Genomic DNA, 23,289 nt, shown 5'->3' on the forward strand with positions numbered 1-23,289 from the left:
CACTGCTGTCCGGCCGAGCCGAGCTTGCCCGTACCGTATATGGGTTCGCTGTGGGTTGAGCGGCGCCGGTAGGCTCTGACCTGTTGCGAATCAATCCAGCAACCTCCCGCCGGACGACATATTGAGGACGATCGTGCTTATTGCCGGGTTCCCCGCCGGGGCCTGGGGGACCAACTGTTACCTGGTCGCCCCCGCCGCAGGCGAGGAGTGCGTGATCATCGACCCGGGCCACCAGGCCACCGCGGGCGTCGAGGAAACGCTCGCGAAGCATCGCCTGAAGCCCGTCGCGGTCGTTCTCACCCACGGCCACATCGACCACGTCGCCTCGGTCGTCCCGGTGTGCGGAGCGCACGACGTACCGGCGTGGATCCACCCCGCCGACCGGTACATGATGAGCGACCCCGAGAAGGCGCTCGGCCGCTCGATCGGCATGCCGCTGATGGGCGAGCTGACCGTGGGCGAGCCGGACGACGTCAAGGAGCTGACCGATGGCGCGGAGCTGAAGCTGGCGGGTCTCGAATTCACCGTCTCGCACGCGCCCGGCCATACGAAGGGGTCGGTGACCTTCAGGATGCCCGAGCAGGCCGACATCCCGTCGGTCTTCTTCTCGGGCGACCTGCTGTTCGCCGGCTCCGTCGGACGCACCGACCTGCCCGGCGGCGACCACGCCGAGCTGCTCGAGTCGCTGGCCCGCGTGTGCCTGCCGCTCGACGACTCGACCGTGGTGCTGTCCGGCCACGGCTCCCAGACGACCATCGGCCGCGAGCGCGCCACCAACCCGTATCTGAACGGTCTGGCCGCTGCTCCCCGACGAGGAATGTGACGAGACAAGTCCCATGAGCACCTTCAAGGCCCCCAAGGGCACGTACGACCTGATCCCGCCGGACTCCGCGAAGTTCCTGGCGGTGCGCGAGGCCATCTCCGCGCCGCTGCGGAACTCCGGCTACGGCTACATCGAGACGCCGGGCTTCGAGGACGTCGCCCTCTTCTCGCGCGGTGTCGGTGAGTCCACCGACATCGTGTCCAAGGAGATGTACGCCTTCGAGACCAAGGGCGGCGACAAGCTCGCGCTGCGTCCCGAAGGCACCGCGTCCGTGCTGCGCGCGGCCCTCGAAGCCAACCTGCACAAGAGCGGCAACCTCCCGGTCAAGCTCTGGTACTCCGGCTCGTACTACCGCTACGAGCGCCCGCAGAAGGGCCGCTACCGCCACTTCTCGCAGGTCGGCGCCGAGGCGATCGGCGCGGAGGACCCGGCGCTGGACGCCGAGCTGATCATCCTGGCCGACCAGGCGTACCGCTCGCTGGGCCTCTCGCAGTTCCGCATCCTGCTGAACTCGCTGGGCGACAATGAGTGCCGGCCCGTCTACCGGGAGGCGCTCCAGGGCTTCCTGCGCGATCTCGAACTGGACGAGGACACCCGCCGTCGCATCGAGATCAACCCGCTGCGGGTGCTGGACGACAAGCGCGACGACGTACAGAAGCAGCTGGTCGGCGCGCCGATGCTGCGCGACTACCTGTGCGACGCGTGCAAGGCGTACCACGAGCAGGTGCGCGAGCTGCTGAACGCGGCGGGCGTCGCCTATGAGGACGACGAGAAGCTGGTGCGCGGTCTCGACTACTACACCCGTACCACCTTCGAGTTCGTCCACGACGGGCTCGGCTCGCAGTCCGCGGTGGGTGGCGGCGGGCGCTACGACGGCTTGTCCGAGATGATCGGCGGCCCCGCGCTGCCGTCCGTCGGCTGGGCGCTCGGCGTGGACCGCACTGTCCTCGCCCTGGAGGCGGAGGGCGTCGAGCTCGACCTGCCGGCCACGACCAGCGTGTACGCGGTGCCGCTGGGCGAGGAGGCGCGCCGCGTTCTGTTCGGTACGGTCACCGAGCTGCGCAGGGCTGGTGTCGCGGCGGACTTCGCTTACGGCGGCAAGGGCCTCAAGGGCGCGATGAAGAACGCCAATCGCTCGGGCGCGCGGTACACGATCGTCGCCGGCGAGCGGGATCTGGCGGACGGCCAGGTCCAGCTGAAGGACATGGAGACCGGCGAGCAGGTGCCGGTGGCCCTGGACGCGATCACCGCTGAAATCCAGCGCCGCCTGTCCTGAGTACCGCACGGGACACGGGCCCGGCCGTCCACCAGGGCGGCCGGGCCCTGCCGTTCGCCCGTACCGTCAGCTGAAGCGGTAGCAGAGCAGGGCAATACGTCTCCTGGGCGGTGGCGGGCACGGACAGGCGTGGGGGTCAACATGGTGCGCGCGGATTCGTCCTGCCGGGCCATGCCGGTTCCGGACAGACCCGTACGGTCCTCCTGCGCCAAGCCGGCCCCCAGGATCGTTACTTCCCGCCGGTCACAGCCCTGCCGGAGCCAAACCGGCGGGACGTATGTGCGTACGTCCTTATGTTTATCGAACGGTGGCCACGAGCGGCGGTGCGGCAGAATGACTCTGTCCGGCAGCCCACTCAGCGACGGAACGGCGATATGACGACTGCATCGGTAGACGACCGCACCTCCAACGGTGCGCAGGAAGGCCCGACGGGCACGACCGGCAGCGGCCGCCCCTTCGCCCTGCTGCTGGTGATCACGGGTCTGGCCGGGCTGCTGGCCTCCTGGGTCATCACGATCGACAAGATCAAGCTCCTCGAGGACCCGAACTTCACTCCGGGCTGCAGCCTCAACCCTGTTGTCGCGTGCGGCAACATCATGAAGAGCGAGCAGGCCGAGGCCTTCGGATTCCCCAATCCGATGCTCGGCCTCGTCACTTACTCGATGGTCGTCGCCATCGGCGTGGGTCTGCTGGCCGGGGCGCGCTACCGCCGCTGGTTCTGGCTCGGGCTGAACGCGGGAACCCTCTTCGGCGTCGGCTTCTGCACCTGGCTCCAGTACCAGTCGCTGTACAACATCAACTCGCTGTGCCTGTGGTGCGCTCTGGCCTGGGTCGCCACCATCGTGATGTTCTGCTACGTCACCACGCACAACATCAAGCACCGGATCCTCCCGGCCCCCCGCGGCCTGCGCAGCGCCCTGATGGAGTTCCACTGGGTGCCGCCGGTCATGTGGATCGGGATCATCGGCATGCTGATCCTGACCCGCTGGTGGGACTTCTGGACCAGCTGAGCCGCCTTCGCTCTCGCGGCGTTGTCAGTGGGCTGACATAGGCTTCATGCGTGGAGCCAGACCTGTTCACCGCAGCCGCGGAAGACCGCCAGCTCAAGGATCCGTCCAGCAGCCCTTTGGCCGTACGGATGCGTCCGCGCATCCTCGACGAGGTCGTCGGCCAGCAGCATCTGCTGAAGCCGGGAGCCCCGCTGCGCAGGCTGGTGGAGGAGGGCGGCGGCGGTCCCGCCGGGCCATCCTCAGTGATCCTCTGGGGGCCGCCCGGCATCGGAAAGACGACTCTGGCGTACGTCGTCAGCCTGGCCACCCAGAAGCGCTTCGTGGAACTCTCCGCGATCACCGCCGGAGTGAAGGAAGTCCGGGCCGTCATCGACGGCGCCCGCCGCGCCTCCGGGGGCTACGGCAAGGAGACCGTCCTCTTCCTCGACGAGATCCACCGCTTCAGCAAGGCCCAGCAGGACTCGCTGCTCCCCGCCGTCGAGAACCGCTGGGTCACGCTCATCGCGGCGACCACCGAGAACCCGTACTTCTCGATCATCTCGCCCCTCCTCTCCCGCTCCCTCCTGCTCACGCTGGAATCGCTGACCGACGACGATCTGCGCGCCCTGGTGCACCGCGCCCTCACCGAGGAGCGCGGTCTCGGCGGCGCGGTCACGCTCTGCGGTGATGCCGAGGCTCATCTGCTGCGCATCGCGGGCGGCGACGCCCGGCGCGCGCTCACCGCGCTCGAAGCGGCGGCGGGCGCCGCCATCTCCAAGGGCGAGAAGGAAATCACGCTCGAAACGGTCGAGGAGGCGGTCGACCGCGCTGCGGTGAAGTACGACCGTGACGGCGACCAGCACTACGACGTGGCGAGCGCCCTCATCAAGTCCATCCGCGGCTCCGACGTCGATGCGGCGCTGCACTATCTGGCCCGCATGATCGAGGCGGGGGAGGACCCCCGGTTCATCGCCCGGCGCCTGATGATCTCGGCGAGCGAGGACATCGGCCTCGCCGATCCGACCGCGCTGCCGACGGCCGTCGCCGCTGCCCAGGCCGTCGCCATGATCGGCTTCCCGGAGGCCGCCCTCACCCTCAGCCACGCGACGATCGCGCTGGCGCTCGCGCCGAAGTCCAACGCCGCGACGAACGCGATCTTCGCCGCCCAGGCCGACGTACGGAAGGGAATGGCCGGCCCGGTCCCCGCGCACCTGCGCGACGGGCACTACAAGGGCGCGGCCAAGCTCGGCCACGCGCAGGGCTATGTGTATCCGCACGACGTGCCCGGCGCGATCGCCGCCCAGCAGTACGCCCCGGACGCCGTGCAGGGCCGCCATTACTACGAACCCACGCGCTACGGAGCGGAAGCGCGTTACGCCGACGTCGTCGAGAAGGTGCGCGGCCGGCTGCGCGGCGACGGTCAGTCCGAAACGCGCCCTTGACGCCCGGCCGCTTCACTGCGAAGCGGCCGCCTCGAAAAGCTGGTGCATGGCGCGGCGCAGTCCGATGATGTCGCGCACCGGTTCGCGGAAGTCGAACCGCGCGTCGAAGACCCGTCCGCCGGCGCCGCCGCTGAAGCGCACCCGCAGCCCGAACCGGTCCACCGCCAGCGGCACCGCGCTCGTCCCGGCGGCCCGGTCGCCCACCAGACCGCACAGCTGCCGCACCTGGTCGCTGTGCGCCGCGTGCAGATGCTGGAGCAGTTCGGCCTCGTGCTCGACGAGCGGATCGGCGGCAGCCGCCACGAACCCCTCCGGGTCGACCATCCCCGTCCCCCACAGGTCGTCCACGCGGGCCTCGCCGACCTCCAGCCGCAGCAGCATGCGCCCCGGCTCCGCCACTCCGCGTACGCAGGTGAGCCAGCCGGAGACCCAGGCGCGGCCCCGGATACGGTTGGGGACCGAGACCGGTGCGACATCGGTGATCTCCAGCACCACGCGCAGCTCGTCGTCCTGTGCGTGCGTGGCGGCCCGTACGGCCGGTGAATCCGCGGGGTAGACCAGCAGCACTTCACCGTCGGGCCCTACGCTCCGCTCCTCGGGCACCAGCTGGTCAGGACGGGCCACGACAGGGCCCGGGAGAAGCAGTACCGCGGACGAGGTACTCTGTACGAGAGTTCGTGTGCGCTCGGCTGCTGACGGCATCCGCGCGATTTCAAGTCCGCTGGGACGCGGCTGACCACGATCTGATCGGACCTCCGTCGCGTCGACACTCTGATTGTCGGCCTTCTTTGTGTTGTCCGTGACGTGACTGGTGTTCCCCGGGCGAGACATGCGATCTCCTTGAGTAAGGTGAGCCTAACCTAACCTACAACGGAGGTCTGGAGAACGTGCCTAACCAGTCGCGTCCCAAGGTCAAGAAGTCCCGTGCGCTCGGCATTGCGCTGACGCCGAAGGCTGTCAAGTACTTCGAGGCCCGCCCCTACCCGCCGGGCGAGCACGGCCGTGGACGCAAGCAGAACTCGGACTACAAGGTCCGTCTGCTCGAGAAGCAGCGTCTGCGCGCCCAGTACGACATCAGCGAGAAGCAGATGGCCCGCGCCTACGACCGCGCCAAGAAGGCCGAAGGCAAGACCGGCGAGGCCCTGGTCATCGAGCTCGAGCGCCGCCTCGACGCCCTCATTCTTCGTTCGGGCATCGCCCGCACGATCTACCAGGCCCGTCAGATGGTCGTTCACGGCCACATCGAGGTCAACGGTGGCAAGGTCGACAAGCCGTCGTTCCGTGTCCGTCCCGACGACGTCGTGATGGTCCGCGAGCGCAGCCGCGAGAAGCACCCCTTCCAGGTTGCTCGCGAGGGTGGCTACGACACCGACGGTGAGACGCCGCGCTACCTCCAGGTGAACCTGAAGGCCCTGGCCTTCCGCCTGGACCGCGACCCGAACCGCAAGGAAATCCCGGTCATCTGCGACGAGCAGCTCGTCGTCGAGTACTACGCCCGCTGATCCAGCGGCTGTAGTCGGGCAATTGCCTCAGCCCGTCGTCTCCTCGTTCCGTACGGAACGGGAGGCGGCGGGCTCTCGCGTGTGCGGGGCACTGTTCCTGGCTGCCGGCGCCGCGACGCGCGGCAGCGGCGGGGCAGGCACCGGACGGGGCGGCCCTTCGATCGCCCTCGCCACCGCCGCGTCCAGACCCAGCGAGGCGCCCTCGCACCGGAACGTCTCGTACCGGCCGTCGCCGAGCCGCTCGCGCGCCTTCTCCTCGCACAACGCGTGCGGAGCGTTGTAGTACGCCGAACCGAACAGCGGCAGTCCCACCGACGGCCAGATCCGCTCGGCCGCCCCCTGAAGCACGGCCGCCTCCGCCGGATCGCCGGCGTCGAGGGTGACCAGCGCCAGCAGCTCCAGGGCGAGCACCGCGCCGAGCAGATCGTTGAAGGCGTGGTCGATGGCGAGGCACTCCACCAGCAGCTCCCTCGCCCGGTCCGGGCGGCCGTCCGTACGCTCCGCATAGGCGCGGACGTACAGCGCGTACGCGAGAGCCCAGCGCTCCCCGTGGTCCTCACAGACCTCGCTGACCTCCTCGCAGATCGCGACGGCCTGCGCCAGATCCCCGCGGAACGCCACCGCCATCGCCAGTTCGACCTGCCCCATCAGCACATTGCTGTTGAGCTCGCCGATCTCCTCGTACCGCGCGAGCGCCTCCCGCAGCAGCTCCTCCGCGCGCGGCATGTCGTCGGTGACCAGCGCCAGGCAGCCGGACCGGTGCACCGCGTACGCCGCCGCGAGGGCGTTCGCGCTGAGCTCGGCGCCCTCCCGGCACTCCTGAAGGGCGGCGAGCGCCCCGATCGCGTCGCCCTGGAGCACGGCCACATAGCCGAGCACCCACAGCGCCTTCAGCCGGTGCGCCTCGTGCTCGCCCTCTGCCTCCAGCGCGTGGTCCAGCCAGTGCCGCCCCTCCGACAGGCGCCCGCAGCCGACCCAGTAGAACCAGAGCGTGCCCGCCAGATACTGGCCCAGGTGCACGTCCTCGGCGTGATCGAGCGAGTACTCCATCGCCCGGCGCAGATTCGGCAGTTCACTGTCGACGCGCGCCGCCACCTCGGCCTGGCGGGGGCTGAACCAGTCCAGCTCGCACCAGGTCGCGAGCCCGAGGTACCAGTCGCGGTGCCTGCGGCGCACGCGCTCCGCGTCGCCCATGGCCGCCAGCCAGTCGGCGCCGTACTCCCTGACGGTGTCGAGCATCCGGTAGCGGGCCCCCGCCGGCGTGCTGACGGACTCGCGGACCACGACGGACTGCGAGATCAGATCGGTGAGTACGTCGAGCACACCGCTGTCCGGGAGTTCGGGCCCGCCGCAGACGTACTCGGCCGCCTCCAGGTCGAACTGCCCCGCGAACACCGAAAGCCGCGCCCACAGCAGTCGCTGCTCCGGCGTGCACAGCTCGTGGCTCCAGCCGATCGCCGTACGCAGCGTCTGGTGGCGGGGGAGCGCGCCACGGGTGGAGCCGGTCAGCAGCCGGAACCGGTCGTCGAGCCGGTCCAGCATCTGCTCGACGGAGAGCGCCTTCAGCCGCCCGGCCGCCAGCTCCAGAGCGAGCGGAATCCCGTCCAGGCGGCGGCACAGCTCGTGCACGGCGCCGCTGTTGGCGTCCGTCAGCCGGAAACCGGGCTGCCCCGCGGTGGCCCGGTCGGTGAAGAGCCGCACCGCGTCCGGGTCCGGCATCGGCGGCAGGGGGAAGGTCTGTTCGCCGTCGACACACAGCGGCAGCCGCCCGGTGGCCAGTACCGTCAGCCCGGGAGCGCGCCGCAGCAGCTCTCTGACCAGCCCGGCGACCGCGTCCACCAGGTGCTCGAAGCCGTCGAGTGCGAGCAGCAGCCGGCGCCCCGCCAGATGTTCCACCAGCACAGTGCGTGGCGGCTTGCTGGTGTGGTCGGTCAGCCCCAGTGCCTCGACGACCGCGTGCTCCAGCAGACCGGGGTCGGTGAGTGCGGACAGCTCGGCGAGCCGGACCCCGTCGCAGTACCGTTCCTGCGCGTCAGAAGCGGCGCGCAGTGCGAACCGCGTCTTGCCGACGCCGCCGACCCCGGTCACGGTGACCAGCCGGGCGTTCTCCAGCAGGCGGCCGAGCTCCGCCAGTTCCTCGCGGCGCCCGATGAACGGATTCAGCTCCGCCACAAGGCCGTCGTGCGCGGAGGAGTGGGGCACGGAAGGGGAAGTGCGTCGCATGGAACACGGAGCGTACTGATCCGTAAGCACTCCGTACAATCACCCCGGCGGCGGCCGCTGTGCCTGCCCGTAATGCGGTACGGACCCGGAGCCCTGGCGCGATAGGCTCGCAGAACGACTTTTCTCACGTACAGGGAGCGGTGCAAAGTGTCCGGTGGAGAGGTGGCCGGCATCCTGGTGGCCGTCTTCTGGGCGATCCTGGTCTCCTTCCTCGCCGTGGTGCTGGTGAGGCTGGCCCAGACGCTCAGGGCGACGACCAAGCTGGTGGCGGATGTGACCGAGCAGGCCGTCCCGCTGCTGGCGGACGCCTCCGCGACCGTGCGCTCCGCGCAGACCCAGCTCGACCGGGTGGACGCCATCGCGACGGACGTCCAGGAAGTCACCTCCAACGCGTCCGCGCTCTCGACGACCGTCGCGTCGACCTTCGGCGGCCCGCTCGTCAAGGTCGCCGCCTTCGGGTATGGCGTACGCCGGGCGATGGGACGCGGCAAGGACGCTCCGGCGACGACGGAGCAGCCGTCGCGTCGCACTGTGATCGTCGGCCGGACCGTGCCGTCCGCCCGGCGCAGGAAGCGGAAGGGCTGAAGCCGCAATGTTCCGCCGTACGTTCTGGTTCACCGCAGGCGCCGCAGCCGGCGTGTGGGCCACCACCAAGGTCAACCGCAAGCTCAAGCAGCTGACGCCCGAGAGTCTCGCCGCGCAGGCCGCCGACAAGGCGGTCGAGGCAGGCCACCGGCTCAAGGACTTCGCGCTCGACGTCAAGGCGGGAATGGCGCAGCGCGAAGCCGAACTCGGCGAAGCCCTCGGCCTCGAAGCGCAGAACGACCCCAAAGTCATCGAGCACCGACGCGTCGCTGCTCTCGACCACTCACAGCATTCGTACAACCGGAATGAGGACCACTGATGGAGTCGGCTGAAATCCGCCGCCGCTGGCTGCGCTTCTTCGAGGAGCGCGGACACAACGTCGTGCCTTCGGCGTCGCTCATCGCGGACGACCCGACCCTGCTGCTGGTCCCCGCGGGCATGGTGCCCTTCAAGCCGTACTTCCTCGGCGAGGTCAAGCCGCCCGCCCCGCGCGTCACCAGCGTGCAGAAGTGTGTGCGTACGCCGGACATCGAAGAGGTCGGCAAGACCACCCGCCACGGCACGTTCTTCCAGATGTGCGGCAACTTCTCGTTCGGCGACTACTTCAAGGAAGGCGCCATCGAGTACGCCTGGGAGCTGCTCACCAGCTCCGTGGCGGACGGCGGCTACGGCCTCGACCCCGAGCGGCTGTGGATCACGGTCTACCTCGACGACGACGAGGCCGAGCAGATCTGGCGCGACAAGATCGGCGTACCGGCCGAGCGTATCCAGCGCCTGGGCAAGAAGGACAACTTCTGGTCCATGGGCGTGCCCGGACCCTGCGGCCCGTGCTCGGAGATCAACTACGACCGTGGCCCCGAGTTCGGCGTCGAGGGCGGCCCGGCCGTCAACGACGAGCGGTACGTGGAGATCTGGAACCTGGTCTTCATGCAGTACGAGCGGGGCGCCGGCGACGGCAAGGAAGACTTCCCCATCCTCGGTGACCTGCCGTCGAAGAACATCGACACCGGCCTCGGTCTCGAGCGTCTGGCGATGATCCTCCAGGACGTGCAGAACATCTACGAGATCGACACCTCGATGGTGGTCATCGACAAGGCCACCGAGCTGACCGGCGTCCGGTACGGCACCGACCACGCCTCCGACGTCTCGCTGCGCGTCGTCACCGACCACATGCGTACGTCGGTGATGCTCATCGGCGACGGCGTCACCCCCGGCAACGAGGGCCGCGGCTACGTGCTGCGCCGCATCATGCGCCGCGCCATCCGCAACATGCGCCTCCTGGGCGCCACCGGCCCAGTCGTCGCCGAGCTCGTCGACACCGTGATCACGTCGATGGGCGCGCAGTACCCGGAGCTCCTCACCGAGCGCAAGCGCATCGAGACGGTGGCCCTCGCCGAGGAGGCCGCGTTCGTGAAGGCCCTCAAGGGCGGCACGAACATCCTCGACACCGCCGTTACGGAGACCAAGGCCGCCGGCGGCAAGGTCCTCTCCGGCGACAAGGCGTTCCTGCTCCACGACACCTGGGGCTTCCCGATCGACCTCACCCTCGAGATGGCCGCCGAACAGGGCCTCTCGGTGGACGAGGACGGCTTCCGGCGCCTGATGAAGAAGCAGCGGGACATGGCCAAGGCCGACGCCAAGGCCAAGAAGACCGGTCACGCCGACGTCTCCGCCTACCGCGAGGTCGCCGACACCTCCGGCACCACCGAGTTCACCGGCTACACCCACACCGAGGGCGAGTCGACCATCGTCGGCCTGCTCGTGGACGGGCTGCCCTCGCCGGCCGCCACCGAGGGCGACGAGGTCGAGGTCGTCCTCGACCGCACGCCCTTCTACGCCGAGGGCGGCGGTCAGCAGGCCGACACCGGCCGCATCAAGCTGGACACGGGCGCCATCATCCAGGTGCGCGACGTGCAGCAGCCGGTCCCGGGGGTCTCCGTCCACAAGGGCTCGGTCCAGGTCGGCGAGGTGACCGTGGGTGCCTCCGCCTACGCCGCCATCGACCTGAAGCGCCGCCGCGCCATCGCCCGCGCCCACAGCGCCACGCACCTCACTCACCAGGCGCTGCGCGACGCGCTCGGCCCGACCGCCGCCCAGGCCGGTTCGGAGAACTCGCCGGGCCGCTTCCGCTTCGACTTCGGCTCGCCGAACGCCGTACCGGGCACGGTCCTCACCGACGTCGAGCACAAGATCAACGAAGTGCTCGCCCGTGAACTCGACGTCCAGGCCGAGGTCATGTCGATCGACGAGGCCAAGAAGCAGGGCGCCATCGCGGAGTTCGGCGAGAAGTACGGCGAGCGCGTGCGCGTCGTGACCATCGGCGACTTCTCGAAGGAGCTGTGCGGCGGTACGCACGTCCACAACACCGCCCAGCTGGGTCTGGTGAAGCTGCTCGGCGAGTCGTCGATCGGCTCGGGCGTGCGGCGCATCGAGGCCCTGGTGGGCGTGGACGCGTACAACTTCCTCGCCCGTGAGCACACGGTCGTCGCCCAGCTCCAGGAGCTGGTCAAGGGCCGTCCGGAGGAGCTGCCGGAGAAGATCTCCGGGATGCTCGCCAAGCTCAAGGACGCCGAGAAGGAGATCGAGAAGTTCCGCGCGGAGAAGGTCCTCCAGGCCGCCGCGGGTCTCGCCGCCGGTGCCAAGGACGTGCGCGGCGTCGCGGTCGTCACGGGTCAGGTGCCGGACGGTACGTCGGCCGATGACCTGCGCAGGCTGGTCCTGGACGTACGAGGCCGCATTCCGGGTGACCGCCCGGCGGTCGTGGCCCTGTTCACCACCGCCAACGGCCGCCCGCTGACCGTCATCGCCACCAACGAGGCCGCCCGCGAGCGCGGTCTCAAGGCCGGCGAGCTGGTCCGTACGGCCGCCAAGACCCTCGGCGGCGGCGGTGGCGGCAAGCCGGACGTCGCCCAGGGCGGCGGTCAGAACCCGGAGGCCATCGGCGACGCCGTGGCCGCCGTCGAACGCGCTGTCGGCGAGAGCGCCTGATGCGACGCGGCCGTCGCCTCGCGATCGATGTCGGGGACGCCCGGATCGGGGTCGCCTCGTGCGACCCCGACGGGGTGCTGGCGACGCCGGTGGAGACCGTGCCGGGACGCGATGTCCCGGCCGCCCACCGGCGGCTGAGGCAGCTCGTCGAGGAGTACGAACCGATCGAGGTCGTGGTCGGCCTTCCTCGCTCCCTCAGTGGGGGCGAGGGGCCGGCGGCCGTCAAGGTCCGGGCGTTCGTCCAGGAGCTCGCTCGCGGCATCGCACCGGTTCCGGTGCGACTTGTCGACGAGAGGATGACCACAGTGACGGCCACTCAGGGACTGCGCGCTTCGGGCGTGAAGTCCAAGAAGGGCAGGTCTGTGATCGACCAGGCGGCGGCAATTGTCATCCTTCAGAACGCTCTGGAGGCCGAACGGGTCTCGGGCAATCCCCCGGGCGAGGGCGTCGAAGTGGTTGTCTGATCGCGATACGGTAACGTTCCGCGCGATGCGGCGGTGTTCGAACAGCTGCCGCACAAAGAAGAGGCGGAACGGATGCCGTGCCCCACGCGCGAAGCAGCCACCGCCTCGCGGCACACTATGGGGTTTCATGACTGAGTATGGCCGGGGCGCAGGCCACGAACCGTGGCATCCCGAGGACCCGTTGTACGGGGACCAGGGGTGGGCAGGACAGCAGGCCGCACAAGGCCAGCAGGGTCCGTACGGCGGTCAGCCGCAGCAGTACCAGCAGGAGCCGCAGCAGCCGTACTACGAAGGCCAGCAGCACCAGCAGCAGCACCCCGGCTACTCGGAGCAGCAACAGCCGTACAACGAACAGCAGTACGGCAACAACGGCGGCTGGGACACCGGCCGGCACCAGCAGCAGCACTCGCATCAGCACCAGGAGCCGGTCCCGTACGGCATGAACGCGGCGCCCGACCCCTACGCGGGCCAGCAGCCGGCCTACGCCGCCGCCGACAGCCCCGACTACTACGCCGCGCCGGACGCCTACCCCCCGCCGCAGCCCCCGAACCACCGCCGCGCCGCCGAGCCGGAGCCGGCCCCGGAGTGGGCCCCCGAGCACGAAGCGCCGGAGGAGCACCCGTTCTTCACGGGAGCCGACGACCGCGACGACGACGCGTACGACGATGAGCCGCGCGAATCCCGCAGGGCCCGGGGCGGCGACCGCCGCGGCGGAAAGCCCAAAAAGAAGAAGAGCCGCAACGGCACGGCATGCCTCTTCGTGACGGTGGTCCTGGTCGGCGGCGTCGGCGGCATCGGCTACTTCGGCTACCAGTTCTACCAGGACCAGTTCGGTGCGCCCGAGGACTTCACGGGCACCGGAAAGGGATCCGTCGAGGTCGAGATCCCCAAGGGCGCGGGCCTGGGTCAGATGGGCAGCATCCTGGCGAAGGCGGGGGTGGTCAAGAGCTCGGAAGCCTTCGTCTCGGCTGCGACCGCCAACCCCAAGGCCAAGGGGATCCAGCCCGGCGTCTACCCCATGAAGAAGGAGATGTCCGCCAAGGCGGCCGTCGACCTCATGATCAATCCGTCGAACCTGAACGCCATCACCATCGGGGAGGGCTGGCGGAACCTCAGGGTCTACGAGGAGATCGACAAGAAACTGAGGGTCGACGCCGGTACGACCCAAGAGGTCGCCAAGGAGGAGTACAAGGAGCTCGGGCTGCCCGAGTGGGCCAACGACAACTCCGACATCAAGGACCCGCTGGAAGGCTTCCTCTACCCGTCGCGTTACGAGGTCGGTGGGAAATCGACACCCAAGTCGGTGCTCAAGGAAATGGTCGCGCGGGCCAATGGGAATTACGCGGCCACGAAGGTCGAAGCAGAGTCCAAGAGGCTCGGTCTCGAGTCTCCGTTGCAGCTCATTACCGTGGCGAGCCTTGTGCAGGCCGAAGGCAAGACGCACGACGACTTCCGCAAGATGTCCGAGGTCATTTACAACCGGCTGAAGCCCAGCAACACGGAGACGAACCAGCTGCTCCAATTCGACTCCGCCTTGAATTACCTCAAGGGGCAGAGCGAGATCGAGATCAGCGAGGCCGAAGCCAACAGCAACATGGACCCGTACAACACGTACACGCAAAGGGGTCTCACTCCGGGGCCCATCGGAAACCCGGGAACCGAGGCGATGGCCGCGGCCCTGCAGCCGACGGCCGAGGGCTGGCTGTACTTCGTGGCGACCGACGGCCGGGACAAGACGGAGTTCGCCAAGACCTACCCCGAGTTCAAGAAGCTGAGGGACAAGTTCAATGCAAGCCAGGGAATCGACTGAGGCGCGCCGGGCGGCCGTCCTCGGCTCGCCCATCGCCCACTCGCTCTCGCCGGTGCTCCACCGCGCCGCGTACGAGGCACTGGGCCTGACCCAGTGGTCGTACGACCGCTTCGAAGTGGACGAGGCAGGTCTCCCCGGCTTCTTCGCGGAGCTCGACGCGTCCTGGGCGGGCCTGTCCCTCACCATGCCGCTCAAGCGCGCCGTCATCCCGCTGCTCGACGGGATCAGCGACACGGCGGCGTCGGTCGAGGCGGTGAACACGGTCGTCTTCACCGAGGACGGCCGTCGGCTCGGCGACAACACCGACATCCCGGGGATGATCGCCGCCCTGCGTGAGCGCGGCATCGAGAAGGTCGGCTCCGCCGCGGTACTGGGCGCCGGAGCCACCGCCTCGTCCGCACTCGCCGCGCTCTCCCGTCTGTGCACGGGCCCGGTCACCGCGTACGTCCGCAGCACCGCCCGCGCCGACGAGATGCGGCAGTGGGGCGAGCGGCTCAGAGTCGACGTACGCATCGCCGACTGGGCGCAGGCGGAGCGGGCGTTCGACGCGCCGCTCGTCATCGCCACCACCCCGGCCGGGACCACGGACGCCCTCGCGCAGGCCGTGCCGGACCGCCCCGGCACGCTCTTCGACGTCCTGTACGAGCCCTGGCCGACCGCACTCGCCGCCGCCTGGTCGGCGCGCGGCGGCGCGGTCGTCGGCGGCCTCGACCTGCTCGTACACCAGGCCGTGCTCCAGGTGGAGCAGATGACGGGCTGCGCCTCCGCGCCGCTCGCCGTCATGCGGGCCGCTGGGGAACTCGCGCTCGCCGCCTACTAGGATCCGTGGAGAACCGCAGGTCACAGGGGTGAGGAGCGCTCGATCGTGAGCATGGTGATGGAGCAGACGCTGGCAGCGCCCGACCTGCTGAAGCTGACGCTGTACTTCCTGCCGGAATGGCTGCGGATCACCTTGGGGGCGGCCACTCTGCTCGTGCTGCTCGTGGTCGGTACCCGGAGGCTGTGGCGCATCCTGGCGGCGCGCAGAATCAGGCCGGAGCGTCCCGCTGACTGAGAAACCCGTCCGTTTGCTGGACCGGGGGCAGGCCGGGCGCCCGGTCGTGGGAGGATCGGGGTGGCGGGCCAGGGCCGCGCACCCGGTCGCGCCGTTGCAGTTCCAGGCGCGAGCATGAGGAGCACCGTTGAGCAGGTTGCGCTGGCTGACCGCGGGGGAATCCCACGGCCCCGCACTCGTCGCGACGTTGGAGGGCCTTCCCTCCGGCGTCCCCGTCACCACGGAGATGGTGGCGGACGCGCTCGCCCGGCGGCGCCTCGGCTATGGGCGCGGCGCGCGTATGAAGTTCGAGAAGGATGAGGTCACCTTCCTCGGTGGCGTGCGGCACGGGCTCACCATGGGCGGTCCCGTAGCGATCATGGTCGGGAACACCGAGTGGCCCAAGTGGGAGCAGGTCATGTCGGCCGACCCCGTGGATCCCGACGAGCTGGCCAAACTGGCGCGCAACGCGCCGCTGACCCGCCCGCGCCCCGGGCACGCCGACCTCGCCGGCATGCAGAAGTACGCACTGGACGAGGCCCGGCCGGTGCTGGAGCGGGCGAGTGCGCGCGAGACCGCGGCCCGTGTGGCGCTGGGTACCGTCGCCCGCTCGTACCTCAAGCAGACCACCGGCATCGAGATCGTGTCGCACGTGGTGGAGCTGGCGGCCGCCAAGGCGCCGTACGGCGTGCTGCCCGTGCCCGCCGACGAGGCGAAGCTCGACGAGGACCCGGTGCGCTGCCTGGACGCGGACGCGTCGAAGGCGATGGTCGCCGAGATCGACCAGGCTCACAAGGACGGCGACACGCTGGGCGGTGTGGTCGAGGTGCTGGCGTACCACGTGCCCGTCGGGCTCGGGTCGTTCGTGCACTGGGACCGCCGCCTCGACGCCCGCCTCGCCGCCGCGCTGATGGGCATTCAGGCCATCAAGGGCGTCGAGGTCGGCGACGGCTTCGACCTGGCCCGGGTGCCGGGCAGCAAGGCGCACGACGAGATCGTGCCGACCGCCGAGGGCGTACGCCGTACCACCGGGCGCGCCGGCGGCACCGAGGGCGGCATGTCCACCGGTGAGCTGCTGCGCGTACGGGCCGCTATGAAGCCCATCGCCACCGTGCCGCGCGCGCTCGCCACCATCGACACCGCCACCGGGGAGGTCGCGGCCGCGCACCACCAGCGCTCCGACGTGTGCGCCGTTCCGGCCGCCGGGATCGTAGCGGAGGCCATGGTCGCGCTCGTCCTCGCGGACGCCGTAGCGGAGAAGTTCGGCGGCGACAGCGTCGGGGAGACCCGGCGCAATGTGCAGAGCTACCTCGACAACCTGGTCGTGCGGTGAGCGCGACAGGCGGCCCTGTCGTCGTACTCGTCGGGCCCATGGGGGTCGGCAAGTCGACCGTGGGCGCGCTCATCGCCGAGCGGCTGGGCGTGGCCTACCGGGACACGGATGCCGACATCGTCGCGGCTGACGGCCGGGCCATCGCCGAGATCTTCGTCGACGACGGCGAGGCGCACTTCCGTGACCTGGAGCGGGAGGCTGTGAAGGCCGCCCTCGCCGAGCACACGGGCGTCCTCGCGCTCGGCGGCGGCGCGGTCCTGGACGACAGCACCCGGGCGGCCCTGGCCGGGCTGCCCGTCGTCTACCTCTCCATGAACGTGACCGAGGCGATCAAGCGCGTCGGGCTCAACACCGCGCGCCCACTGCTGGCCGTCAACCCGCGCCAGCAGTGGAAGCAGCTGATGGAAGCGCGCCGTCATCTGTACGCCGAGGTGGCCGACGCGGTCGTCGAGACGGACGACCGCACCCCCGAAGAGGTCGCGCAGGCGGTCCTCGACGCACTCGAATTGAAGGAAGCATGACGGAGCAGGCAGTCACCCGTATCCAGATCGGCGGCAGCGAGGGCTCGGAGCCCTACGAGGTGCTGGTCGGCCGGCAGCTGCTCGGTGAGCTCCCCGGCCTGATCGGCGACCGGGCCCAGCGCGTCGCCGTCCTGCACCCCGAGGCGCTCGCCGGCACCGGTGAGACGATCCGCGAGGACCTCGCGGCCCAGGGCTACGAGGTCATCGCGATCCAGCTGCCGAACGCCGAGGAGTCCAAGACCGTCGAGGTCGCCGCGTACTGCTGGAAGGCCCTCGGGCAGACCAACTTCACGCGTACGGACGTGATCGTCGGCGTGGGTGGGGGAGCCACCACCGACGTGGCCGGTTTCGTCGCGGCGACCTGGCTGCGCGGGGTGCGCTGGATCGCCGTACCGACGACCGTGCTCGGCATGGTCGACGCGGCCGTCGGCGGCAAGACCGGCATCAACACCGCCGAGGGCAAGAACCTCGTCGGCGCCTTCCACCCGCCGGCCGGTGTGCTGTGCGACCTGGCGGCGCTGGACTCGCTGCCGGTCAACGACTACATCAGCGGCCTCGCCGAGATCATCAAGGCGGGCTTCATCGCCGACCCGGTGATCCTCGACCTGATCGAGGAGGACCCGGCGGCGGCCCGTACGCCCGAGGGGCCGCGCACCGCCGAGCTGATCGAGCGCGCGATCCGGGTGAAGGCCGACGTCGTATCGAGCGACCTGAAGGAATCGGGTCTGCGCGAAATCCTCAACTACGGTCACACGCTCGCGCACGCCATCGAGAAGAACGAGCGCTACAACTGGCGTCACGGCGCGGCTGTGTCGATCGGCATGGTCTTCGCCGCCGAACTGGGCCGCCTCGCGGGCCGTCTGGACGACGCGACCGCCGACCGGCACCGCACGGTGCTGGAATCGGTCGGGCTGCCGCTGACCTACCGCGGCGACCAGTGGCCCAAGCTGCTGGAGACCATGAAGGTCGACAAGAAGTCGCGCGGGAACCTGCTGCGCTTCATCGTCCTCGACGGTCTCGCCAAGCCGACCGTGCTGGAGGGCCCCGACCCGGCGGTGCTGCTGGCAGCGTACGGCGAGGTGTCCAAGTGACGCGGCGGGTGTTCGTCCTCAACGGGCCCAACCTCGGGCGTCTCGGCTCCCGCGAGCCCGACGTGTACGGCGCGACGTCGTACGCCGGGCTCGTCGAGGAGTGCGGACGGCTCGGCAAGGAGCTGGGCTTCGACGTCGACGTACGCGAGACGAACGACGAGGGGGAGTTGATCCGCTGGCTCCACGAGGCCGCGGACGGGTCAATTCCGGTCGTTATCAACCCCGGTGCCTTCACGCATTACTCGTACGGAATGAGGGACGCGGCGGCCCAGCGCACCGCGCCGCTCATCGAGGTGCACATCTCGAACCCGTACTCGCGTGAGGAGTTCCGGCACACCTCGGTGATCGCCGCCGTCGCCAGCGGTACGGTCGCGGGCTTCGGCATCGGCTCGTACCGGCTCGCCCTGCGTGCCCTCGCCGAGGAACTCGACGGCTGAGCGGGCACTCTGGACCTGCCCCCGCCGTTCACAGTAGAACGGCGGGGGCAGGTACCTTTCGGTAGGCCCGGGCCGTCCTGGCCGAGCAAGAGTCGCCTGTACGAGACGGAGTGGCACCGGATGCAGCACGCAGTGGGGGCTCCGCTGCCACCACCCCACAGGCCCGCCGCAGGGTGGACGCAGGGCGCCCCGCACCCCGCCGGACCGCACGCAGGGCCTCCCGGGGGCCCGCCGGCCCCTCAGGGGCCTCCACACGCCTCCCAGGCCCCTCAGGGCCCTCACGCCCCGGGAGCGGCCCCTGGGCACGCACCGGCTCCCGGCTGGACCCCACAGGCCCCACAGCCCCAACAGCCCCCGCAGCACGCGCAGAGGCCGCCGTCCCGGGAGACCACCGGACACATCCAGCTGCCGCCCGGCGGTCCGGTCCCCGTCCCGGCGCCGCCGCCCGCCGCCGCGCCCACGGACACCGGCAGTACGACGCTGGCGGTGCTGCTCATCGGCCCCGCGGGCGCGGGCAAGACGACCGTCGCCAAGCACTGGGCCCAGCACCGCCGGGTGCCGACCGCGCACATCAGCCTCGACGACGTACGCGAATGGGTGTGCTCGGGGTTCGCCGACCCGCAGTCCGGCTGGAACGACCAGTCCGAGGCCCAGTACCGCCTCGCCCGCCGCACCTGCGGCTTCGCCGCCCGCAACTTCCTGGCCAACGGCATCTCGTGCATCGTCGACGACGCGGTCTTCCCGGACCGTCCCGTCGTCGGACTCGGCGGCTGGAAGCGCCACGTCGGGCCCGGGCTGCTGCCCGTGGTCATACTCCCCGGTCTGGAGATCGTGCTGGAGCGCAACGCCCAGCGCAGCGGTAACCGGCGCCTGTCGGACGAGGAAGTCGCCCGTATCCACGGCAGGATGGCGGGCTGGTACGGCTCGGGGCTGCCGATCATCGACAACTCGCAGTACGACGTGCCGACGACGGCCCGCGTCCTGGACGAGGTGCTGGCCCGCTCGATAGCCAGCCCGCCGGCCTGGTAGCGCCGGTTGGCCGGTCTTACACAGTGCCGCGGCGCACGGTCGGACGCGTTGAAGCGGCCGGACGGCGGCCGCGCTCGTACGCTCGAAACATGTCAGAGCTGTATGCGGTCCGCCGTGGACGGCTGCGCGACCGGTGCGCCGCTGCCGGCAGCGCCGCCGCACTGGTCTCCCGTCCCGCCAACGTCCGCTACCTCGCGGGCGGCGCCCCGCCCGGCGCCGTGCTGCTGCTGGGACCTGATGAGGACGTGCTGGTCTGCCCCGGCACCTCGGTCGCCGACCCGGCGGACGGCCGGCCCGACGAACAGCTGCGGATCACGGTCCTGCCCGCGCCGGGCGGCGACGCCGTCGTCGCGGCGGCCAGGACGGCGGCGGCGGCCGGCGCGGACTCGCTCGCCGTCGAGGAGCACCACCTGACTGTCGCCAGGCACCGGGCGCTCGCCTCGGTCGCCCCGCGACTGCGCCTGGGCGACCTCGCCGGCGCCGTCGAGCAGCTGCGGATCGTCAAGGACGAGGAAGAGATCGCGTCCCTGCGGATCGCGGCCGAGATCACCGACCAGGCCCTCGGCGAAATGCTCGAATCGATCCTGGTCGGCCGCACGGAGCGGCACCTCGCCCTGGAGCTTGAGCGCCGCCTGGTGGACCACGGGGCGGACGGGACCGCCTTCCCCACCTCGGTGGCCACCGGGCCGAACGCCGGCCTGGGCAGGCACCGGCCGTCGGACCGGCGGGTCGAGGAGGGTGATTTTCTCTCCGTCTGCCTCGGCGCGAACTACCGCGGCTACCGCTGCGAGATCGGCCGTACCTTCGTCATCGGTACGACGCCCGCGGACTGGCAGGTCGAGCTGTACGACGTCGTATTCGCCGCTCAGCGGGCGGGCCGGGAGGCGCTCGTGCCGGGCGCCGAGTACCGAGAAGTCGACCGCGCGGCCCGCCATGTACTGGCCGCGGCGGGCCACGGCGAGGCCCTCGCGCCGCAGACTGGGCACGGTGTCGGGCTCGAAATCGAGGAGGACCCGCAGCTGGCACCTGCGGCCATGGGTAAACTGGACGCTTGTGTGCCGGTCACCGTCGAACCGGGGGTCCACCTCCCGGGCCGGGGCGGTGTTCGGATCGATGACACGCTCGTCGTGCGCCCCGAGGCGGACGGCGGACCCGAGCTACTCACCATTACGACCAAGGAGCTGCTCGCGCTGTAGCGCAGTGCCGCAGCGCGCATCCTCGGTCCCACCAGCCTTCAGTCCAGGAGATTCCGCAACCGTGGCTTCCACGAACGACCTCAAGAACGGCATGGTGCTCAAGCTCGACGGGGGCCAGCTCTGGTCCGTCGTCGAGTTCCAGCACGTCAAGCCCGGCAAGGGCCCTGCCTTCGTGCGCACCAAGCTCAAGAACGTGCTGTCGGGCAAGGTCGTCGACAAGACCTTCAACGCCGGTGTCAAGGTCGAGACGGCCACCATCGACCGGCGCGACATGCAGTTCTCGTACATGGACGGCGAGTACTTCGTCTTCATGGACATGGACACCTACGACCAGCTGATGGTCGACCGGAAGTCCGTCGGCGACGCCGCCAACTTCCTGATCGAGGGCTTCACCGCCTCCGTCGCCCAGCACGAGGGCGAGGTGCTCTACGTCGAGCTCCCGGCCGCCGTCGAGCTCACCATCCAGCACACCGACCCCGGCGTCCAGGGCGACCGCTCCACCGGCGGCACCAAGCCCGCCACGCTGGAGACCGGTCACGAGATCCAGGTCCCGCTCTTCATCACCACCGGTGAGAAGATCAAGGTCGACACCCGCACCAGCGACTACCTCGGCCGGGTGAACAGCTAACCGTGGCTGCCCGGAATACGGCGCGCAAGCGCGCCTTCCAGATCCTCTTCGAGGCCGACCAGCGCGGTGAGTCCGTGCAGACGGTCCTCGCGGACTGGATGCGGCATGCCCGGACCGACACGCGTCAGCCGCCGGTCAGCGAGTACACGATGCAGCTTGTCGAGGGGTACGCGGAATACGCGGACCGCATCGAGGAGCTCATCGCCACGTACGCAGTCGACTGGACGATCGACCGGATGCCGGTCGTCGACCGGAACATCCTGCGGCTCGGCACGTACGAGCTGGTGTGGATGGACGAGACGCCCGACGCGGTGGTGATCGACGAGGCGGTGCAAATCGCCAAGGAGTTCTCCACCGACGACTCCCCGTCCTTCGTGAACGGCCTCCTGGGCCGTTTCAAGGACCTCAAGCCGAGTCTGCGTCGCCAGTAAAAGCCCCGCCGGGGTTATAAACGGCTGAAAGGGCCCGCAGCGCGCTTTTGAGCGTGCTGCGGGCCCTTTCGTTGCGTTCGGCGCGGGGCGATGTACGAAGAACGCCGGGGCCGGCGGAAGCCCGAAAGCTTCCGCCGGCCCCGGCGTTACGTTTCTGCTGGCGTCGCTCGGACTCAGACGTCCTCGTGAGCGACCGCACGGCGCGCGTCCGCGTCGAGCACACCCCAGCTAATCAGCTGCTCGGTCAGGACCGAGGGCGACTGGTCGTAGATGACGGCCAGCGTGCGCAGATCGTCCTGACGGATCGACAGGACCTTGCCGTTGTAGTCGCCGCGCTGCGACTGGATCGTCGCGGCGTAACGCTGGAGCGGGCCCGCCTTCTCGGCCGGGACGTGGGCGAGACGCTCCAGGTCCAGGCGCAGCTTCGGCGGCGGCTCGGCGGCGCCCCCCGGCGTCGTGCCCGGCAGGAGTTCCTGGACCGGGACGCCGTAGAAGTCCGCCAGCTCGGCGAGGCGCTGCACGGTCACGGCACGGTCGCCGCGCTCGTACGAGCCGACCACGACGGCTTTCCAGCGGCCCTGGGACTTCTCCTCGACACCATGAAGAGAAAGGCCCTGCTGGGTGCGGATGGCGCGGAGCTTGGCCCCGAGCTGTTTTGCGTATTCGCTGGACATATGGCTCCCCGGACGCTGTGACGACGTGCGGCTCCGCCGCGCGGCTGGTCTCACTTGGTAACTCACTGTGAGGTTACGCAGCGTTACTTGGGTGCGTCAAGCCGAATGGGTCCAGACCGCCTACGCGGAGGGTCTCGCAAGGGCGGTCGAATACTGCTGGTACGGTGGGTGGCGCAATTCCGACGTCCTTTAAGGTCCGTCCCGTGAGGCGGAGAAGGAGGTCCGTTTCCAATGGATACGGTTAATTCCGATGCCCCGCGCCCTGTTCTTGAGGGCCCTGACATCGAGCGGGTACTGACCCGCATCGCCCACGAGATCGTCGAGCGCGCCAAGGGTGCCGACGACGTGGTGCTCCTCGGCATTCCCACCCGCGGCGTCTTCCTGGCCCGCCGGCTGGCCGCCAGGCTCGAAGAGATCACCGGCCGCAAAATGCCGGTCGGCTCCCTCGACATCACCATGTACCGCGACGACCTGCGCATGCGCCCCGCGCGGGCCCTCGCCCGTACCGAGATCCCCGGTGACGGCATCGAGGACCGGCTCGTCGTGCTCGTCGACGACGTGCTCTTCTCCGGCCGTACGATCCGGGCCGCGCTGGACGCGCTGGGCGACATCGGCCGCCCCCGCGCCGTACAGCTCGCGGTCCTCGTCGACCGGGGCCACCGGGAACTGCCGATCCGCGCCGACTACGTCGGCAAGAACCTCCCCACGTCGTTGCGGGAGACGGTCAAGGTCCAGCTCTCCGAGGAGGACGGCCGCGACGCCGTGCTGCTCGGGCTCCAGCAGACCGCTCCGGCCGGCGAGCAGTAGCGGGCTC

The 23,289-nt window shown here is 70.0% G+C and carries 24 protein-coding genes; 21 read left to right on the top strand and 3 right to left on the bottom strand.

Going from position 1 to position 23,289, the window contains the following annotated elements; translation table 11 throughout:
• The first annotated feature begins 133 nt into the window (after nt 1–133).
• From J7E89_RS25155 to J7E89_RS25170, 4 genes are all read left to right on the top strand, one after another.
• Entirely contained in the window at nt 134–823 is a 690-nt protein-coding gene (locus J7E89_RS25155) for an MBL fold metallo-hydrolase (protein WP_214976669.1), read from the top strand.
• Between the two features lie 13 nt (nt 824–836).
• The gene (hisS, locus tag J7E89_RS25160) at nt 837–2,099 is read left to right on the top strand and encodes a histidine--tRNA ligase (protein ID WP_214976671.1); all 1,263 of its coding nucleotides are present in this window, start codon (nt 837–839) and stop codon (nt 2,097–2,099) included.
• A gap of 374 nt (nt 2,100–2,473) precedes the next feature.
• The gene (locus tag J7E89_RS25165; RefSeq protein ID WP_214976672.1) at nt 2,474–3,109 is read left to right on the top strand and encodes a vitamin K epoxide reductase family protein; all 636 of its coding nucleotides are present in this window, start codon (nt 2,474–2,476) and stop codon (nt 3,107–3,109) included.
• Between the two features lie 50 nt (nt 3,110–3,159).
• Nucleotides 3,160–4,530, top strand: a complete 1,371-nt coding sequence (locus tag J7E89_RS25170; protein ID WP_214976674.1) for a replication-associated recombination protein A — start codon at nt 3,160–3,162, stop codon at nt 4,528–4,530.
• A 12-nt stretch (nt 4,531–4,542) separates the two neighbouring features.
• Here J7E89_RS25170 and J7E89_RS25175 read toward each other — a convergent pair whose 3' ends face one another.
• Nucleotides 4,543–5,232, bottom strand: coding sequence for a DUF2470 domain-containing protein (locus tag J7E89_RS25175; RefSeq protein ID WP_214976675.1), 690 nt, complete (start codon nt 5,230–5,232; stop codon nt 4,543–4,545).
• Nucleotides 5,233–5,417: 185 nt separating this feature from the next.
• Between J7E89_RS25175 and rpsD the strand changes: the two genes are divergently transcribed.
• Nucleotides 5,418–6,032, top strand: coding sequence for a 30S ribosomal protein S4 (rpsD, locus tag J7E89_RS25180; RefSeq protein ID WP_028814090.1), 615 nt, complete (start codon nt 5,418–5,420; stop codon nt 6,030–6,032).
• 27 nt (nt 6,033–6,059) lie between these two features.
• On the opposite strand, the gene J7E89_RS25185 is transcribed toward rpsD, so the two are convergent.
• Nucleotides 6,060–8,255, bottom strand: a complete 2,196-nt coding sequence (locus J7E89_RS25185) for an AAA family ATPase (RefSeq protein WP_251061022.1) — start codon at nt 8,253–8,255, stop codon at nt 6,060–6,062.
• Nucleotides 8,256–8,402: 147 nt separating this feature from the next.
• On the opposite strand from J7E89_RS25185, the gene J7E89_RS25190 reads away from it, so the two are divergent.
• The 15 genes from J7E89_RS25190 to nusB all read left to right on the top strand — a co-directional run bounded on the left by J7E89_RS25190 (nt 8,403) and on the right by nusB (nt 21,801).
• Nucleotides 8,403–8,840, top strand: a complete 438-nt coding sequence (locus J7E89_RS25190; protein WP_214976679.1) for a DUF948 domain-containing protein — start codon at nt 8,403–8,405, stop codon at nt 8,838–8,840.
• A 7-nt stretch (nt 8,841–8,847) separates the two neighbouring features.
• Nucleotides 8,848–9,159 (top strand): DUF6167 family protein, encoded by a 312-nt coding sequence (locus J7E89_RS25195; RefSeq protein ID WP_214976680.1) that lies wholly within the window; start codon nt 8,848–8,850, stop codon nt 9,157–9,159.
• Nucleotides 9,159–11,828 (top strand): alanine--tRNA ligase, encoded by a 2,670-nt coding sequence (gene alaS, locus J7E89_RS25200; RefSeq protein ID WP_214976682.1) that lies wholly within the window; start codon nt 9,159–9,161, stop codon nt 11,826–11,828. The genes J7E89_RS25195 and alaS overlap by 1 nt, the downstream gene beginning before the upstream one ends.
• Nucleotides 11,828–12,292, top strand: a complete 465-nt coding sequence (gene ruvX / locus J7E89_RS25205) for a Holliday junction resolvase RuvX (RefSeq protein ID WP_214976684.1) — start codon at nt 11,828–11,830, stop codon at nt 12,290–12,292. Before alaS ends, ruvX begins: the two co-directional genes overlap by 1 nt.
• A 127-nt stretch (nt 12,293–12,419) precedes the next feature.
• Entirely contained in the window at nt 12,420–14,102 is a 1,683-nt protein-coding gene (mltG, locus tag J7E89_RS25210; RefSeq protein ID WP_214976685.1) for an endolytic transglycosylase MltG, read from the top strand.
• Nucleotides 14,080–14,922 (top strand): shikimate dehydrogenase, encoded by an 843-nt coding sequence (locus J7E89_RS25215; protein ID WP_214976686.1) that lies wholly within the window; start codon nt 14,080–14,082, stop codon nt 14,920–14,922. Before mltG ends, J7E89_RS25215 begins: the two co-directional genes overlap by 23 nt.
• A gap of 45 nt (nt 14,923–14,967) precedes the next feature.
• Nucleotides 14,968–15,156: a hypothetical protein gene (locus J7E89_RS25220; protein ID WP_214976687.1), complete on the top strand. Its 189-nt coding sequence runs from the start codon at nt 14,968–14,970 to the stop codon at nt 15,154–15,156.
• A 127-nt stretch (nt 15,157–15,283) separates the two neighbouring features.
• Nucleotides 15,284–16,468 (top strand): chorismate synthase, encoded by a 1,185-nt coding sequence (gene aroC, locus J7E89_RS25225; protein WP_214976688.1) that lies wholly within the window; start codon nt 15,284–15,286, stop codon nt 16,466–16,468.
• A 38-nt stretch (nt 16,469–16,506) separates the two neighbouring features.
• Nucleotides 16,507–16,989, top strand: a complete 483-nt coding sequence (locus J7E89_RS25230) for a shikimate kinase (protein ID WP_214976740.1) — start codon at nt 16,507–16,509, stop codon at nt 16,987–16,989.
• On the top strand, nt 16,986–18,080 hold the full coding sequence (aroB, locus tag J7E89_RS25235; RefSeq protein WP_214976689.1) for a 3-dehydroquinate synthase: 1,095 nt from the start codon (nt 16,986–16,988) through the stop codon (nt 18,078–18,080). The genes J7E89_RS25230 and aroB overlap by 4 nt, the downstream gene beginning before the upstream one ends.
• Nucleotides 18,077–18,517, top strand: coding sequence for a type II 3-dehydroquinate dehydratase (locus J7E89_RS25240; protein ID WP_214976690.1), 441 nt, complete (start codon nt 18,077–18,079; stop codon nt 18,515–18,517). Before aroB ends, J7E89_RS25240 begins: the two co-directional genes overlap by 4 nt.
• 120 nt (nt 18,518–18,637) lie before the next feature.
• A complete protein-coding gene (locus J7E89_RS25245) occupies nt 18,638–19,546 on the top strand; it encodes a Pro-rich N-terminal domain-containing protein (RefSeq protein ID WP_214976691.1) in 909 nt (302 codons plus the stop codon).
• An 89-nt stretch (nt 19,547–19,635) separates the two neighbouring features.
• The gene (locus tag J7E89_RS25250; RefSeq protein WP_214976692.1) at nt 19,636–20,742 is read left to right on the top strand and encodes an aminopeptidase P family protein; all 1,107 of its coding nucleotides are present in this window, start codon (nt 19,636–19,638) and stop codon (nt 20,740–20,742) included.
• Between the two features lie 61 nt (nt 20,743–20,803).
• A complete protein-coding gene (efp, locus tag J7E89_RS25255) occupies nt 20,804–21,370 on the top strand; it encodes an elongation factor P (RefSeq protein ID WP_214976693.1) in 567 nt (188 codons plus the stop codon).
• Between the two features lie 2 nt (nt 21,371–21,372).
• Complete coding sequence (gene nusB / locus J7E89_RS25260; RefSeq protein WP_214976695.1) at nt 21,373–21,801, top strand: transcription antitermination factor NusB; 429 nt, start codon at nt 21,373–21,375, stop codon at nt 21,799–21,801.
• A 173-nt stretch (nt 21,802–21,974) separates the two neighbouring features.
• Here the strand turns inward: nusB and bldD are convergent, their stop codons facing one another.
• Nucleotides 21,975–22,475, bottom strand: coding sequence for a transcriptional regulator BldD (gene bldD, locus J7E89_RS25265; protein WP_028814075.1), 501 nt, complete (start codon nt 22,473–22,475; stop codon nt 21,975–21,977).
• A 231-nt stretch (nt 22,476–22,706) separates the two neighbouring features.
• Here bldD and pyrR point away from each other — a divergent pair, with 231 nt between their 5' ends.
• Entirely contained in the window at nt 22,707–23,282 is a 576-nt protein-coding gene (gene pyrR, locus J7E89_RS25270; RefSeq protein ID WP_214976697.1) for a bifunctional pyr operon transcriptional regulator/uracil phosphoribosyltransferase PyrR, read from the top strand.
• Nucleotides 23,283–23,289 lie beyond the last annotated feature (7 nt).

This window comes from Streptomyces sp. ISL-100, assembly GCF_018614615.1.
Classification (GTDB): domain Bacteria; phylum Actinomycetota; class Actinomycetes; order Streptomycetales; family Streptomycetaceae; genus Streptomyces.

What these genes read in the sequence shown, in the direction of transcription:
- hisS (WP_214976671.1), top strand. Translation starts at nt 837, where the DNA reads ATGAGCACCTTCAAGGCCCCCAAGGGCACGTACGACCTGATCCCGCCG.
- J7E89_RS25165 (WP_214976672.1), top strand. Translation starts at nt 2,474, where the DNA reads ATGACGACTGCATCGGTAGACGACCGCACCTCCAACGGTGCGCAGGAA.
- J7E89_RS25175 (WP_214976675.1), bottom strand. Translation starts at nt 5,232, where the DNA reads ATGCCGTCAGCAGCCGAGCGCACACGAACTCTCGTACAGAGTACCTCG.
- J7E89_RS25185 (WP_251061022.1), bottom strand. Translation starts at nt 8,255, where the DNA reads ATGCGACGCACTTCCCCTTCCGTGCCCCACTCCTCCGCGCACGACGGC.
- J7E89_RS25195 (WP_214976680.1), top strand. Translation starts at nt 8,848, where the DNA reads ATGTTCCGCCGTACGTTCTGGTTCACCGCAGGCGCCGCAGCCGGCGTG.
- alaS (WP_214976682.1), top strand. Translation starts at nt 9,159, where the DNA reads ATGGAGTCGGCTGAAATCCGCCGCCGCTGGCTGCGCTTCTTCGAGGAG.
- ruvX (WP_214976684.1), top strand. Translation starts at nt 11,828, where the DNA reads ATGCGACGCGGCCGTCGCCTCGCGATCGATGTCGGGGACGCCCGGATC.
- mltG (WP_214976685.1), top strand. Translation starts at nt 12,420, where the DNA reads ATGACTGAGTATGGCCGGGGCGCAGGCCACGAACCGTGGCATCCCGAG.
- J7E89_RS25215 (WP_214976686.1), top strand. Translation starts at nt 14,080, where the DNA reads ATGCAAGCCAGGGAATCGACTGAGGCGCGCCGGGCGGCCGTCCTCGGC.
- J7E89_RS25230 (WP_214976740.1), top strand. Translation starts at nt 16,507, where the DNA reads ATGGGGGTCGGCAAGTCGACCGTGGGCGCGCTCATCGCCGAGCGGCTG.
- aroB (WP_214976689.1), top strand. Translation starts at nt 16,986, where the DNA reads ATGACGGAGCAGGCAGTCACCCGTATCCAGATCGGCGGCAGCGAGGGC.
- J7E89_RS25245 (WP_214976691.1), top strand. Translation starts at nt 18,638, where the DNA reads ATGCAGCACGCAGTGGGGGCTCCGCTGCCACCACCCCACAGGCCCGCC.
- J7E89_RS25250 (WP_214976692.1), top strand. Translation starts at nt 19,636, where the DNA reads ATGTCAGAGCTGTATGCGGTCCGCCGTGGACGGCTGCGCGACCGGTGC.
- bldD (WP_028814075.1), bottom strand. Translation starts at nt 22,475, where the DNA reads ATGTCCAGCGAATACGCAAAACAGCTCGGGGCCAAGCTCCGCGCCATC.
- pyrR (WP_214976697.1), top strand. Translation starts at nt 22,707, where the DNA reads ATGGATACGGTTAATTCCGATGCCCCGCGCCCTGTTCTTGAGGGCCCT.